15 protein-coding genes are annotated in these 13,309 nt (G+C 76.0%); 11 read left to right on the top strand and 4 right to left on the bottom strand.

Annotation, left to right across the window (positions count from 1 at the left end):
* Positions 1–68: 68 nt before the first annotated feature.
* The 3 genes from J1G43_RS04950 to J1G43_RS04960 all read left to right on the top strand — a co-directional run bounded on the left by J1G43_RS04950 (position 69) and on the right by J1G43_RS04960 (position 3,034).
* Positions 69–656, top strand: a complete 588-nt coding sequence (locus tag J1G43_RS04950; protein ID WP_207378071.1) for a helix-turn-helix domain-containing protein — start codon at positions 69–71, stop codon at positions 654–656.
* Positions 657–739: 83 nt separating this feature from the next.
* Positions 740–2,041, top strand: a complete 1,302-nt coding sequence (purD, locus tag J1G43_RS04955) for a phosphoribosylamine--glycine ligase (RefSeq protein WP_207378072.1) — start codon at positions 740–742, stop codon at positions 2,039–2,041.
* Positions 2,042–2,098: 57 nt separating this feature from the next.
* Complete coding sequence (locus J1G43_RS04960; RefSeq protein ID WP_372434846.1) at positions 2,099–3,034, top strand: phosphoribosylaminoimidazolesuccinocarboxamide synthase; 936 nt, start codon at positions 2,099–2,101, stop codon at positions 3,032–3,034.
* 34 nt (positions 3,035–3,068) lie between these two features.
* Here J1G43_RS04960 and J1G43_RS04965 read toward each other — a convergent pair whose 3' ends face one another.
* Positions 3,069–3,893: a DNA/RNA non-specific endonuclease gene (locus tag J1G43_RS04965; RefSeq protein ID WP_207339330.1), complete on the bottom strand. Its 825-nt coding sequence runs from the start codon at positions 3,891–3,893 to the stop codon at positions 3,069–3,071.
* 167 nt (positions 3,894–4,060) lie between these two features.
* Here J1G43_RS04965 and J1G43_RS04970 point away from each other — a divergent pair, with 167 nt between their 5' ends.
* The 4 genes from J1G43_RS04970 (at position 4,061) to J1G43_RS04985 (ending at position 7,652) form a co-directional block, all read left to right on the top strand.
* On the top strand, positions 4,061–5,548 hold the full coding sequence (locus tag J1G43_RS04970; protein ID WP_307859477.1) for an amidohydrolase: 1,488 nt from the start codon (positions 4,061–4,063) through the stop codon (positions 5,546–5,548).
* A 153-nt stretch (positions 5,549–5,701) separates the two neighbouring features.
* Positions 5,702–5,989, top strand: a complete 288-nt coding sequence (gene purS / locus J1G43_RS04975; protein WP_207339328.1) for a phosphoribosylformylglycinamidine synthase subunit PurS — start codon at positions 5,702–5,704, stop codon at positions 5,987–5,989.
* Positions 5,989–6,684, top strand: coding sequence for a phosphoribosylformylglycinamidine synthase subunit PurQ (purQ, locus tag J1G43_RS04980; protein WP_207339327.1), 696 nt, complete (start codon positions 5,989–5,991; stop codon positions 6,682–6,684). Before purS ends, purQ begins: the two co-directional genes overlap by 1 nt.
* A 5-nt stretch (positions 6,685–6,689) precedes the next feature.
* Positions 6,690–7,652 carry a GNAT family N-acetyltransferase gene (locus J1G43_RS04985; RefSeq protein ID WP_307859478.1) on the top strand — a complete coding sequence of 321 codons (963 nt, stop codon included), beginning with the start codon at positions 6,690–6,692 and terminating at the stop codon, positions 7,650–7,652.
* Between the two features lie 36 nt (positions 7,653–7,688).
* On the opposite strand, the gene J1G43_RS04990 is transcribed toward J1G43_RS04985, so the two are convergent.
* Positions 7,689–8,249, bottom strand: a complete 561-nt coding sequence (locus J1G43_RS04990) for an META domain-containing protein (RefSeq protein ID WP_207378074.1) — start codon at positions 8,247–8,249, stop codon at positions 7,689–7,691.
* Between the two features lie 126 nt (positions 8,250–8,375).
* Here J1G43_RS04990 and J1G43_RS04995 point away from each other — a divergent pair, with 126 nt between their 5' ends.
* On the top strand, positions 8,376–9,101 hold the full coding sequence (locus tag J1G43_RS04995; RefSeq protein WP_207378075.1) for a DUF72 domain-containing protein: 726 nt from the start codon (positions 8,376–8,378) through the stop codon (positions 9,099–9,101).
* Positions 9,102–9,107: 6 nt separating this feature from the next.
* Here J1G43_RS04995 and J1G43_RS05000 read toward each other — a convergent pair whose 3' ends face one another.
* Entirely contained in the window at positions 9,108–9,752 is a 645-nt protein-coding gene (locus J1G43_RS05000) for a DUF1345 domain-containing protein (RefSeq protein WP_207378076.1), read from the bottom strand.
* Between the two features lie 379 nt (positions 9,753–10,131).
* Between J1G43_RS05000 and J1G43_RS05005 the strand changes: the two genes are divergently transcribed.
* The 3 genes from J1G43_RS05005 to J1G43_RS05015 all read left to right on the top strand — a co-directional run bounded on the left by J1G43_RS05005 (position 10,132) and on the right by J1G43_RS05015 (position 11,994).
* Positions 10,132–10,671, top strand: coding sequence for a hypothetical protein (locus J1G43_RS05005; protein WP_207339323.1), 540 nt, complete (start codon positions 10,132–10,134; stop codon positions 10,669–10,671).
* A gap of 112 nt (positions 10,672–10,783) precedes the next feature.
* Positions 10,784–11,389 (top strand): pyridoxamine 5'-phosphate oxidase family protein, encoded by a 606-nt coding sequence (locus tag J1G43_RS05010; protein WP_207370130.1) that lies wholly within the window; start codon positions 10,784–10,786, stop codon positions 11,387–11,389.
* Between the two features lie 89 nt (positions 11,390–11,478).
* Positions 11,479–11,994, top strand: a complete 516-nt coding sequence (locus tag J1G43_RS05015; RefSeq protein WP_207378077.1) for a hypothetical protein — start codon at positions 11,479–11,481, stop codon at positions 11,992–11,994.
* A gap of 63 nt (positions 11,995–12,057) precedes the next feature.
* On the opposite strand, the gene J1G43_RS05020 is transcribed toward J1G43_RS05015, so the two are convergent.
* Positions 12,058–13,305: an O-succinylhomoserine sulfhydrylase gene (locus J1G43_RS05020; RefSeq protein WP_242635422.1), complete on the bottom strand. Its 1,248-nt coding sequence runs from the start codon at positions 13,303–13,305 to the stop codon at positions 12,058–12,060.
* Positions 13,306–13,309 lie beyond the last annotated feature (4 nt).

Raw genomic sequence — 13,309 nt, forward strand, 5'->3', positions numbered from 1 at the left:
CGCTAGGGTGAGAGGACGCTCTGCAAAGCGTTCTATGCAAAGAAGACTCTGCAAAGGTATCTCTGCACATGACGGACGACAAGTCCCTGCGCGGCCCGAGCATCGGCGCCGACGCCCTCAAGGCGTTCGCTCACCCCCTGCGCATGGCGATGTACCGGGCGCTGCGCAACGACGGCCCGGCGACGGCGAGCATGCTGGGGCGCGCGCTGGGGGAGTCGAGCGGCCAGACCAGCTACCACCTGCGCCAGCTCGAGCGGCACGGCTTCGTCGAGGACGACCCCGACCACACCGGGGGGCGCGAGCGCTGGTGGCGCGCGGTCGGGTTCACGATGGACAGCGCCGACCTGCTCGTCGACCCGGCCACGGCGTCGTCCGCCCACGCGGTGATGCAGGCGATGGTCGCGGAGCGGTCGCAGGAGCTCGCTGCCTGGGTCGAGGACGTCGACCTCACCTGGGAGGCGCAGGTGATGTCCAGCACCGGCCTCGACCTCACGCAGGACGAGACCCGCCGCCTCATCGAGCGCGTGCTCGAGGTGGTCGACGAGTACAAGGAGCTCAGCGACGCGCGCGGCGAGGACGGCGCCGACGGGGCGCGCCGCGTGCGCGTGCACCTCGACGTCTTCCCGGTGCGCCACGGACGGCCCGGCGAGGGCTGAGGCGCACCGGCGCGCAGCGCCGTCCGGCGTCCCGGTGCGGTCGCCGCTGCCCGGTGGCCACCGCGCAGGTAGGGTCGGGCCCCGTGAAGATCCTCGTCGTCGGCACCGGTGCCCGTGAGCACGCCCTCGCCCGCACGCTGTCCCTCGACCCGGAGGTGACCGGGGTGCACGCCGCCCCGGGCAACCCCGGGATCGCGCAGCACGCGACGTTGCACGCACTCGACCCGCTGGACGGGACGGCCGTCGCCGCGCTCGCGACGTCGCTCGGCGTCGACCTGGTCGTCGTCGGCCCCGAGGCGCCGCTGGTCGCGGGCGTCGCCGACGCGGTGCGGGCCGCCGGGATCCCGGTGTTCGGGCCGTCGGCGCAGGCCGCGCGCCTCGAGGGGTCCAAGGCGTTCGCCAAGGACGTCATGGCCGCCGCCGGCGTGCCGACGGCCGCTGCACGCGTCGCCACCACGCTCGACGAGGTCGCCGCCGCGCTGGACGAGTTCGGCGCCCCCCACGTCGTCAAGGAGGACGGGCTCGCCGCCGGCAAGGGCGTCGTCGTGACCGACGACCGCGCCGCGGCGCTCGAGCACGCCGCCGCGTGCCTGGCCAAGGACGGCGGCCGTGTGGTCGTCGAGGAGTTCCTCGACGGCCCCGAGGTCTCGCTCTTCGTGCTCAGCGACGGCACCGACGTCGTGCCGCTGGTGCCCGCGCAGGACTTCAAGCGTGCGCTGGACGGCGACCAGGGCCCCAACACCGGCGGCATGGGCGCGTACTCGCCGCTGCCCTGGGCGCCCGACGGCCTGGTCGACGAGGTCGTCGAGAAGGTCGCGCGGCCCACGGTCGCCGAGATGGCCCGCCGTGGCGCGCCGTTCGTCGGGGTCCTGTACTGCGGCCTCGCGCTGACCAGCCGCGGCGTGCGCGTCGTGGAGTTCAACGCCCGGTTCGGCGACCCGGAGGCGCAGGTCGTCCTCGCGCGCCTCGCGACGCCGCTGGCGGGCGTCCTGCTGGCGGCGGCGCAGGGTCGCCTCGGTGCCCTCGAGCCGCTGCACTGGCGCGTCGACGCGGCGGTCACGGTCGTGATCGCGTCGGCCGGGTACCCGGGTGACGTGCGCACGGGTGACCCGATCACCGGCCTCGACGGTGCCGACACGGTGCCGGGCGTCCACGTCCTGCACGCGGGCACGGCGGTGCGCACGGCGGTCGACGACCCGGAGAACCCGGACAACCCGCTCAACGACCCGCTGCTGGTCTCCGACGGTGGGCGTGTGCTGTCGGTGGTCGGCGTGGGGGAGACCCTCGGCGAGGCCCGCCGCGCCGCGTACGTCGCGGTCGACCAGGTGGCCCTCGCCGGCTCGCACCACCGGACCGACATCGCGCTGGCGGTCGCGGAGGCCTGACGGACCGCACCACCACGTGGTCGTCCGTCGCGCACCGGCGGTGCCGCGCGCCACACTGTGCGCGTGACCCACGCACCCCTCGCCCCGACCGTCACGCTGCCGGGCTGGCGGCACGTGTACTCCGGCAAGGTCCGGGACCTGTACGAGCCCGACGACTCGGTGGCGGGCGTCGCGCTGCGCGACGAGCACGGCGACGTCGTGCTGGTCGTGGCCTCGGACCGGGTGTCCGCGTACGACCACGTGCTCAGCCCCGGGATCCCGGGCAAGGGCACGGTCCTCACGCAGCTGAGCCTGTGGTGGTTCGAGCAGCTCGCGGACCTGGTGCCGAACCACGTCGTGTCCACCGACGTGCCCGACGCCGTCGCGGGCCGGGCGATGGTCTGCCGGCGCCTCGACATGTTCCCCGTCGAGTGCGTCGCCCGGGGGTACCTGACGGGTTCCGGCCTCGCGGAGTACCGGGTGGACGGCGAGGTCACGGGCATCGCGCTGCCGGCCGGCCTGGTCGACGGCTCGCGGCTGCCCGAGCCGGTCTTCACGCCCGCGACCAAGGCCGAGCTCGGTGAGCACGACGAGAACGTGCGCTTCTCGGTGGTCGTCGACGCGGTGGGACCCGAGACGGCCGAGCGGCTGCGCGACCTGACGCTGGCCGTGTACGCGCGTGCCGAGCGGGTCGCGCGCGAGCGGGGCGTGATCCTCGCGGACACGAAGCTCGAGTTCGGCACCGACCCGACGTCCGGCGCGATCACGCTCGGTGACGAGGTCCTGACGCCCGACTCGTCGCGCTTCTGGCCCGCCGACGCGTGGGAGCCGGGCCGGTCGCAGCCCAGCTTCGACAAGCAGTACGTGCGGGACTGGCTGACGTCGCCCGCCTCGGGGTGGGACCGTGCGTCCGACGCGCCCCCGCCGCCGCTGCCCGCGGACGTCGTCGAGCGCACCCGCGAGCGCTACGTCGAGGCGTACGAGCGGCTGACGGGCCGACCGCTGGACGTCTGACCGCAGCGGCTCGGCCCGCTCGGTCGGGCGGCCGTCAGGCGGTGGCCTCCAGCCGGACCTCGTCCAGGGCACCCAGCTCCCGCCAGGCCAGCTCCTGCGGGGCGGTCACGGCCAGCACGTCGGCGGCGGGCAGCGGGCCCAGGTCGAGGCCGGTGAGGTCCGCGACGTCGGCGACCGGCACCTGGTACGTGCGGTACGGCCCGAGCGGCGGCGGCTCGTCGGCCTCGGCGGCCGCGTGCGTGGTGGCGGCGAGCTCGGTCGCCGGCAGCAGCGGCGTCTGGTCGAGCACGAACGCGGCGGACGCCAGGCGCCGCCCCGCGTCGAGCGACCACGCGGCGACCTTCCAGAAGCGGCGGGGGAGCTGGACGCCCCGGTACTCCGGGTCGTCCCCGGCGAGGACCGGGCCGGTGAGCACCGACAGCCGCAGCCGCTGCGCGCGGGCGTGCTCCAGCAGGTGGTCCTCCAGGCCCAGCCACAGCTCGCGGCTCTGGTTGAACCCCGAGGCCTGCGGCGCCGCGTTCGGGTACGTGAACGTGTCCCGGCTCGCCTGCGCCGCCTCCCCCGGGGTGCCCCACACCGGGTCGCGCCGCCGCACCAGGTGCCCACGGTCCAGGTCGTTGCGGGCGTACAGCTCCGGGCCCGTCTGCTCCTGCAGCGGGACGCGCTCGTCGAGGCGCCAGTCGTCGTCGCGCGGGACGTCGAGCAGCGCGACCCCGTCGATGTTGACGGCCGTGGCCGCGGCCAGCCGACGGGCCGGGTCCAGCAGCACCGTGAAGTGCGTGGCGGGGAGCTCGCGCACCTCCTGCGGCGCGCGGGGCAGCGGGACCAGCGGCCCCAGGAACGTCGGGTCGTACCCCATCAGCCACCCCTGCCCCCGAGCGGACCACCGGACCCCGACCACGGTACCCACGTCCGCCGCGGGCCGCCGGGGTGCTCGGGGGGCGACGTGCGCCGGGCCCGGGGGGTGGAGGCACGATGGGCGACGTAGTCTCCCTGCGGCTCACCCGTCCACGTCCCGGAGGTCCGGTGGAGGTCCCACACCCCCTCGTCCTGCGACGCGCGCGCCTGCTCGGGCAGGAGGCGCCCGTCGACGTCGTGCTCCGTGACGGCCGCGTCGCTGCGATCGGCGGTGCGGTCGACCTGTCCGGCGAGGCCGTCGAGGCCGTCGACCTCGACGGCCGGTTGCTGCTGCCCGGCCTGTGGGACCAGCACACGCACCTGACGCAGTGGGCGCTCGCGCGGGGGCGGCTCGACGTGTCCGGCGCGGGGTCGGCCGCGCAGGTGGTGGGGCTCGTCGCCGAGCGGCTGCGCACGCAGCCGCCGCCCGCGGGCCGCCCCCTGGTCGGCATCGGGTTCCGCGACGGGACGTGGCCCGACGTGCCGTCCGCCGCGCTGCTGGACGCCGTCGCCGGCGACGTGCCGGTCGTGCTCGTCTCGGGGGACCTGCACTGCGCGTGGGTGTCGAGCGCGGGTCTGCGGCTGTTCGGCGTGACCGCGCACCCGACGGGGGTCCTGCGGGAGGCCGAGTGGATGCCGCTCATGGGGGCGCTCGACCACGTGCCCGACGACGTGCAGGACGCGCTGGTCGCGGACGCGCTGCGCGCCGCGGCCGCCCGGGGCGTCGTCGGCGTGGTGGACCTGGAGATCGCGGACAACGTCACGGCCTGGCGGCGCCGGGCGGCGTCGGGCGACCCGGTGGTGCGCGTGCGCGCCGGCGTGTGGCAGCCGTACCTGGACCGCGTGGTGGCCGAGGACCTGCACACCGGTGACCGGCTGGCGGGGCCGCGCGTCACGCAGGGGCCGCTGAAGGTCATCGTCGACGGCTCGCTCAACACCCGCACCGCCTGGTGCCACGACCCCTACCCGGGCGTCGAGGGGCCGCTGGCGCGCGGCGTGCTCACCGTGCCGGCCGACGAGCTGGTGCCGCTGCTGCGGCACGCCCACGCGCACGGCCTGCGCTGCGCCGTGCACGCGATCGGGGACGCCGCGAACACGCTGGTGCTCGACGCGTTCGCCGCGACCGGTGCGCGCGGGTCGGTCGAGCACGCCCAGCTGCTGGACCCCGCGGACGTCCCGCGGTTCGCCGCGCTCGGGCTCACGGCGAGCGTCCAGCCGGCCCACCTGCCCGACGACCGCGACGTCGCCGACCGGCACTGGGCGGGCCGCACCGACCGCGCCTTCCCGTTCGCGGACCTGCACGCCGCCGGGGTCCCGCTCGCCCTGGGCTCCGACGCCCCGGTCGCGCCGCTGGACCCGTGGCTCGCGATCGACGCGGCGGTGTGGCGCACCGGCGACGACCGGCCGTCGTGGCACCCGGAGCAGGCGGTCGACGTCACGACGGCGCTGGCGTCGTCCGTCGACGGCCGCCCGCTGGGCCTGCGCACCGGCGACCCGGCGGACCTCGTGGTCCTCGACGACGACCCCGTGGCGCTCGCGGCGACGCCGGGTGCGGTCCGCGACGTCCGCGTCACGGGCACCCTGGTCGCCGGCACCTGGGCCCACGCCGCCCTGTAGCCCCTGCCCGTAGCCCCTGCCCGGCGGGGTCGCCCGGCGGTCCCGGTGGCGCGGCCGCCCGGCCCTCGCCTGCGTGGTGGACGCCGCCCCGCGGCGTGCGGGCGTGCCCGTAGGATCGGCCCGAACCCGTACGTCGTGAACCAGGGAGCACCCGTGGGACGAGTCGTCGTCGATGTCATGCCGAAGCCCGAGATCCTCGACCCGCAGGGCAAGGCCGTCGCGAACGCGCTGCCGCGGCTCGGGTTCGGCCAGTTCACGTCCGTCCGTCAGGGCAAGCGGTTCGAGCTCGAGGTCGACGGGCCGGTGACGCCCGAGGTCCTCGAGGCGGCCGCGGCCGCGGCCGAGCAGGTGCTGTCGAACCCGGTCATCGAGGACGTCGTGCGCGTGGCCGACATCGAGGCCGACGCGGCCGCGACGGTGGTCTCGCAGGGTCTGGCCTGATGGGTCGCATCGGCGTCGTCACGTTCCCCGGCACGCTGGACGACCGGGACGCCGCGCGCGCGGTGCGCCTGGCCGGCGGCGAGCCCGTCGCGCTGTGGCACGCGGACGCCGACCTCAAGGGCGTCGACGCGGTCGTGCTGCCCGGGGGGTTCTCGTACGGCGACTACCTGCGCGCCGGCGCGATCAGCCGGTTCGCGCCGGTCATGGGCGAGATCGTCGACGCGGCCGCCACGGGCCTGCCGGTCCTCGGCATCTGCAACGGCTTCCAGGTCCTCACCGAGGCGCACCTGCTGCCCGGGTCGATGATCAAGAACGACCACCTGCACTTCGTCTGCCGCGAGCAGGTGCTGGCCGTCGAGAACGCCGACACCGCGTGGACGCGCGCGTACGCGCGGGGCGAGCGGATCACGATCCCGCTGAAGAACCAGGACGGCCAGTACGTCGCCGACGAGCGCACCCTCGACGAGCTCGAGGGCGAGGGGCGCGTCGTGTTCCGGTACGTCGGGCAGAACCCCAACGGGTCGCGCCGGGACATCGCCGGCATCACCAACGCGGCCGGCAACGTCGTGGGCCTGATGCCGCACCCCGAGCACGCCGTCGAGGCGGGCTTCGGTCCCGACGGCCCGGCCGGTCCGCGCAGCGGCACCGACGGGCTGCGGTTCTTCACGTCCGTCCTGCAGGCGCTCGTCTCCTGACCCCGGTGGCCACGCGCACCCGCGGCGACGTGCGTCTCGAGCTCGTCGCCTGGGACGACCCGGACGCCACCACGCTGCGCACGGCCCAGCAGGCCGAGCTGCGGGCACGGTACGGCGACGACGACATCGGGCACGCGATGACCGGCGACTCGATCGTCGCGATGGTCGTGCTGCGCGTCGACGGTGAGGCCGTGGCCTGCGGTGCGCTCCGTGACGCGTCCGACGAGCTCGGCCCCGGCACGGGCGAGCTGAAGCGGATGTACGTCCGCCCGGAGCACCGCGGCCGAGGGCTGTCGCCGCGCGTCCTGACCGCGCTCGAGGAGGAGGCCGCCCGGCGCGGGCTGGACCGGCTCGTGCTCGAGACCGGCGTGCTGCAGCCGGAGGCCATCGGCCTGTACCTGGCCGCCGGGTACCGGCCCGTGGAGAGCTACGGCGAGTACGTGGGCGTCGTCGAGTCCCGCTGCTTCGCCAAGCGCCTGCTGCCACGCGTGAGCGTCGAGCGGGTCGACTGGGAGCACCCCGACGCGGTCGCGCTGCGCCGGGCGATGGTCGAGGAGCTCGCGCCCCTGTACCCCGAGCACGCGGACGACGCGGCAGGCACGGCCGCACGGCTCGCCGACGACCAGGGCACGGTGGGCTCGACGACGTTCCTGCTGCGGCGCGACGGCGAGCCCGTGGGCTGCGCGACGCGCCGCGACGCCGCGGCGTCCTGGGGCCCGGGCACGGCCGAGCTCAAGCGCGTCTACGTGGTGCCGTCCGCGCGCGGTCGAGGGCTCTCGCGGCGCCTCGTCGGGCTCGTCGAGGTCGACGCCCGTGCGCGAGGTGCCACACGCGTCGTGCTCGACACCGGCATCCGGCAGCCCGCCGCGCTGGAGCTGTACCTGTCGCAGGGCTACCGCCCGGTGGCGCCGCCCGCGGACGCCTGGCCGGTGCTTCCCGTCTCGCTGTGGCTGGCACGCGACCTCTGAGCCGCCGCGCCGCCCGGAGCCCGCAGCCGGCGTCCGTCAGGCGGCGTTCGGGTCCGCGACGAACGTGAGCACGACGTCGGGCCCCGTGAGCTCCAGCCCGTCGTCGGTGAGCTCGGCGGCGTCCACCCGGGCCAGGGCGTCGAGGTACGCCGTCTCCAGCGCCATCACCGCCGGCTCGCACGCCATGCGCGTCAGGCCGACGTCGCCGACCGACCACCCGTCGGTCGTGTCGACCGCGCCCGTGTAGGTGTTGCAGCCGGACGTCCCGGACACCCGCCCGTCCTCGACCAGCAGCGTCACCGGCGCGCCGCCGGTCACGGTCAGCGCGGCCCCGTCGACCTCGCCGGACGTCAGCGCCCACGCCCCGTCGGTCCGGTGACCGGTGCCGGGGGTGCCCGTCGCGGTCGACCCGCCGTCGGTGGTGGTCCCACCGGTCGGCTCGGTGCCGGTCGTGCACGCCGCCACCAGCAGGAGCGCGCCGACGAGGAGGGCCGTGGCCGGGGTGCGCCGTGCGCGGCCTGCTCGTGGCCGGCCCCCGCGCCGTGCGGTGCGCCCGGCCGTCGCGGGCCCGTGGCCCCGTCCCGTCGTGCGTGCCATGGCCGCCCCCTCGTGGTCCGCGGCGCACCCCGCCGCTGCCTCGACGGTATCCGCCGTGCGCGTGCCCGCCACAGGGCGCCCCCGCACCGCCGTGCGGACCGCGCCCGGTCGCGCGAGGGTACGGGGGTGACGATCCGCATCGGGACCTCCGGCTGGTCGTACGACCACTGGGACGGGGTCCTCTACCGCCCGGGGCTGCCGCCGCACGAGCGTCTCGCCCGGTACGTCGAGGAGTTCGACACGGTCGAGCTCAACGCGAGCTTCTACCGTTGGCCCCGCGACCGGTCGTTCGCGTCCTGGCGCCAGCGGCTGCCCGAGGGGTTCACCATGTCGGTGAAGGCGTCGCGCGGCCTGACCCACGCCCGGCGGCTGTACGGGCCCGAGGTGTGGTCCGAGCGCATCGCCCGGGCGTGGCACGAGCTGCGCGGCCGGCGCGAGGCGGTGCTGGTGCAGCTGCGCCCGGACGCGCAGCGGGACGACGCCCGGCTCGACTGGTTCCTGGGCTGCCTGCCGGACTGGGTGCAGGTCGCCGTCGAGCTGCGGCACCCGTCGTGGCAGACCGACGCCGTGTTCGACCTGCTCGCGCGGCACGGGGCCGCGTACTGCGTCGTCTCCGGGGCGGGCATCCCGTGCGTGCTGCGCGCCACGTCGCGCCTGGTCTACGTGCGGCTGCACGGCCCGGACCACCACCACCTGTACGCGGGCTCCTACTCCGACGACGACCTGCGGTGGTGGGCCGACCGGCTGCGGGAGTGGGAGGGGGCAGGGCACGACGTCGTGGCGTACTTCAACAACGACGGCGGCGGCAACGCCGTGCGCAACGCGTGGACCCTGCGCGGCCTGCTGGCGTGAGCGCCGTCAGAGCCCCGCGAGCACGTTGACGAGCAGCGCGACGAGGAACGTGCCGAACACGTACGACAGCAGCGCGTGCGCCAGCACGGTGCGCCGGGCCCCGGAGTCGACGATGTCCGGGTCGGAGGTCGCGAAGCTCATCGCCACCGTGATCGCGAGGTACGCGAAGTCGGAGTACCGCGGGGGTGCGTCCTGGTGGAAGTCGATGCCGCCGACCGGCTCGGCGTACCAGTCGAGCGCGTACCGGACGGTGAACATCGTCTGCAGCGCGACCCACGACGCGATCACGGCGGCCATCGCGGCGGTGATCCCGACGTCGCGGGCGCGCCCCTGCGAGCCGGCGAGCACCACGACGATCCCGACGAGGCTCATCACGCACGCCGTCAGCAGGAACGCGCCGGCCGCGAGGCGGGTCGGCTCCTCGCGGGTGGCGTGGGTCCGGGTCTGGTCGGCGTCGAGCGGCCAGAGGAACGACCAGCTCCACGCGGAGGCCACGGTCGCCACGGTGGCCCACCCGACCAGCAGCGCGGTGACGATGGTGGCGTCCGGCACCGCGCGCACCGTGACGACAGCCGCGACGACGCCGACGGCCGACGAGACGGCCAGCCGCGTCGCCGGGGTGACGTCCCCTCGCGCGATGTCCTCGGTCACGTCCTCATCCAACCGCCCGAGCTGCTGGGCGGCACGTGCAGCCGGCTCACCCCGCACCACCGCCGGCCGACCCCTCGCGCCGCGTCCGCCGGGGGAGACGGGGCTGTTGCGATCCCAGGACCGGCGCTACTGTGGCCCGCATGTTCTCCGTCCGGGTGTGTTGTCGCTGAGCTGACGACCCCGCGCGCCTGCGGCTCCGCCCTCGCTGCGCACCCCGTTCGACCTCGAGGACCTCCCCGTGGCTCAGCCCGTTCTCGCGCATGTCCGTGCGACCACCGTCCGTGCGACCTCCGCCCGACCGTCGTCCGCTCGCGCCGCATCCACCGCCACCGCCACCGCCACCGCACCTGCCCGGGCCGCGGCGGCACCCGCCTCGCCCGTGCCCGCCCCACCCGTCGCCGCCTCGGACACCGGCGCGTCGCAGGTCCGTCGCGTCCCGGCCGTCGAGGTCGCGCCGACCGTGCCCGACCGGGAGGTCGCGGAGTTCCTGCTCGACGCCGACTCGCTCGACCCGACGACGCTCGCGCTCGCGGCCGCGCGGGCCGACGTCGTGCGCGTCGTCCACTCCGCCGCGGTGCCGACCCCGTCCGCCGTCCGTGCGCTCGTCGAGGTGCTGGAGGACGAGGTGCGCGCGGTCGGCCGTGACCGCGGTGACGTGCGGGTCGTCCTCGAGGTCGAGGCCGTCGTCGCGGCCGACGCCGCGGACGCCGCCCGTCGCCGGGCCGCCGTCGCCTACGCGGAGGCCTTCGCGGCGCTGACCTGGTCCCCGTCGGCGACGTGGTTGGTGGCGCCCCCGGAGGTCCTGGTCGCGGACGCGGCGGCGCTGGCGGCCCGTACGGGTGTCGACGCGGTCGCGCTCGCCCTGGTGGGGGACTCGCGCCGGAGCGCCGCGACGCTCGCCGCCCTCGCCGCGCGCTGACCGCCCGGCCCGGCCCGGCTCGTCGAGGTCCCCTCCGGGATGCGCGCGGGCGCCCGCGTTCCTAGCGTGGCCTGACCGGACGGGCGCCCGCCCGACGGTGGACGGAGGCGAGATGACCACCACACCGCAGGGCCAGGACCTCCCGGGGACGACCGGCAGCACCCCGTGGTCGGGCAGCACCCCGACGCCCGGCCCTTCGCTGACGCCCGGCCACAGCCCGGAGCCCGAGGACGGCCCGACGCGCGACGAGGCCCTGGCCAAGGTCCGCGAGCTGCTGGGGGACCACCACCTGGCCATGCTGACGACGCAGGACGCGTCCGGCGCGCTCGTCAGCCGGCCGATGGGGGTCCAGGACACCGAGTTCGACGGGGACCTGTGGTTCTTCACGACCCTCGACAGCCACAAGGTCGCGGAGATCCGGGCGGGCTCGCCCGCCAACGCCGCGTTCTCCGGGTCGTCGTCGTGGCTGTCGATCTCCGGCACGGCGGACGTGGTAAGGGACCAGGCCCGCATCGACGAGCTGTGGAACCCCGTGGCGGCGGCGTGGTTCCCCGACGGACCGACGACCCCGGAGCTGTGCCTCGTGCGGCTGCGGGCCGAGACGGCCGAGTACTGGGACAGCCCGGGCGGGCGTCTGGCGACCGTGCTGAGCCTCGTGAAGGCCAAGGTCACGGGCACGGCGTACGACGGCGGCGAGAACGCGACCGTCGACCTGTGAGCCGGCGACGGTCTCCCGGTTCCTCCCGGTTCGTCCTCCTGGTGGACGCCCCTGACGGCGGCCGGGCCCGCTGCGCTACGGTCCCGGCCATGCGATCTCGACGGCGTCTCGCGCTCCCCGTCCTGCTGCTGCTCACTGTGGCCGCGTGCTCCGAGGGCACGACCCCCGAGCCGGAGCCGAGCGCGTCGGCGAGCGACGGGCAGATCGCTGCCCCGACCGTCCCGGGGCGCGGTCAGACGGAGCTGCCGACCGTGGAGCAGCAGCAGGAGGCGCTGGCCTCCGCCGGCGAGTCCACGGAGGCGTTCGCGGCCCCGCTCGACGCGGGCGAGAGCGAGGTCGGCCAGGTGGCCGACGTGCCGGCGGGCCCGTACCTGCTCCGCGTCGTGTGCACGTCGTCGGACGGCGGCCCGGTCACCGTCACCGTCGCCGCCGCCGCCGACGGTACCGAGCTCACGTCGTACCAGGCGCCGTGCGTCCCGGTCTTCCAGGGCGGGTCGACGATGGCGGACAGCGACCCGTTCGAGGTCCCGGCCGGTGCCGTGGACGTCGGCGTGACGGCGGCGGCGGACTCCGTCGTCGCGGTCGGCCTGGTCGCCGCGGGCTGAGCCGACCGGGCTGAGCGAACCGGACCGAGCCCGCGCGGCGCGGGCCGGCGGCGTCCGCGCGGGTCAGTCCGGCAGCGTCGCCAGCGCCTGCGCGAGGTCCTCCCGCAGGTCCTCGACGTCCTCCAGCCCGACCGACAGCCGCACGGTGGCCTCGCCGATGCCCACCGCGGCACGGCCCGCCGGGCCGAGCCGGCGGTGCGTCGTCGTCGCGGGGTGCGTGACGATCGACTTGGCGTCGCCCAGGTTGTTGGAGATGTCGACGACGCGCAGCGCGTCGAGGAACCCGAACGTCGCCTTCTTCGCGACGTCGGGCGTCGCACCCGCCGGGACGGCGAGGTCGAGGGTGACGACCGTCCCGCCTCCGGTCTGCTGGGCGCGGGCCAGCGCGTGCTGCGGGTGCGAGGGCAGGAACGGGTAGCGCACCTGCGCGACCCCCGGCTGCTGCTCCAGCCAGCCGGCGAGGTCCAGCGCGGACGCGGCCTGGTGGCGGACGCGCAGGCTGAGCGTCTCCAGGCCCTTGAGCAGCACCCAGGCGTTGAAGGGCGACAGCGACGGGCCGGTGTTGCGCAGCAGCGTCTGCACCGGGCCGCGCACGTACTCCTCCGAGCCGAGGATCGCGCCGCCGAGCACCCGCCCCTGACCGTCGATGTGCTTCGTGGCGGAGTAGACCACCACGTCGGCGCCGTGCTCCAGCGGGCGGGAGAAGACCGGCGTCGCGAAGACGTTGTCGACGACGACGGTCGCCCCGGCCGCGTGCGCCAGGCGGCTGACGGCAGCGATGTCGACGAGGTCCTGCATCGGGTTCGACGGCGTCTCGAAGAACACGACGTCCGCGGGCGTCGCGAGGGCCTGCTCCCACTGCTCGGGCACGTGGCCGTCGACGTAGTCGGTCCGCACGCCCCACTTCGCGAGGATCTCGTCGAGGATGACCACCGAGGAGCCGAACAGCGCCCGCGCCGCCACGACCCGGGAGCCGGACCGGACGAGCGCGGCGAGCGCCGTGAAGACGGCGGACATCCCCGTGGCCGTCGCGTAGCACGCCTCCGCGCCCTCGAGCAGCCGCAGCCGCTCCTCGAACGTCGCGACGGTCGGGTTGCCGTAGCGCGAGTACAGGAACCGGTCGACCTCGCCCGCGAACCCGGCCTCGGCCTGCGCGGCGGTGGCGTAGGTGTAGCCCTGCGTGAGGAACACGGCCTCCGACATCTCGCCGAACCCGCTGCGCACCAGCCCGCCGCGCACGGCGAGGGTGTCGGGGCGCAGGGTCCCGCGGTCGAGGCGGTGGTCGTCCCAGTCGCCCGGGCCGGGCGGCAGGTCG

It is taken from the genome of Cellulomonas sp. zg-ZUI22 (genome assembly GCF_017353535.1).
In the GTDB taxonomy this organism is placed as follows: Bacteria; Actinomycetota; Actinomycetes; order Actinomycetales; family Cellulomonadaceae; genus Cellulomonas; species Cellulomonas wangleii.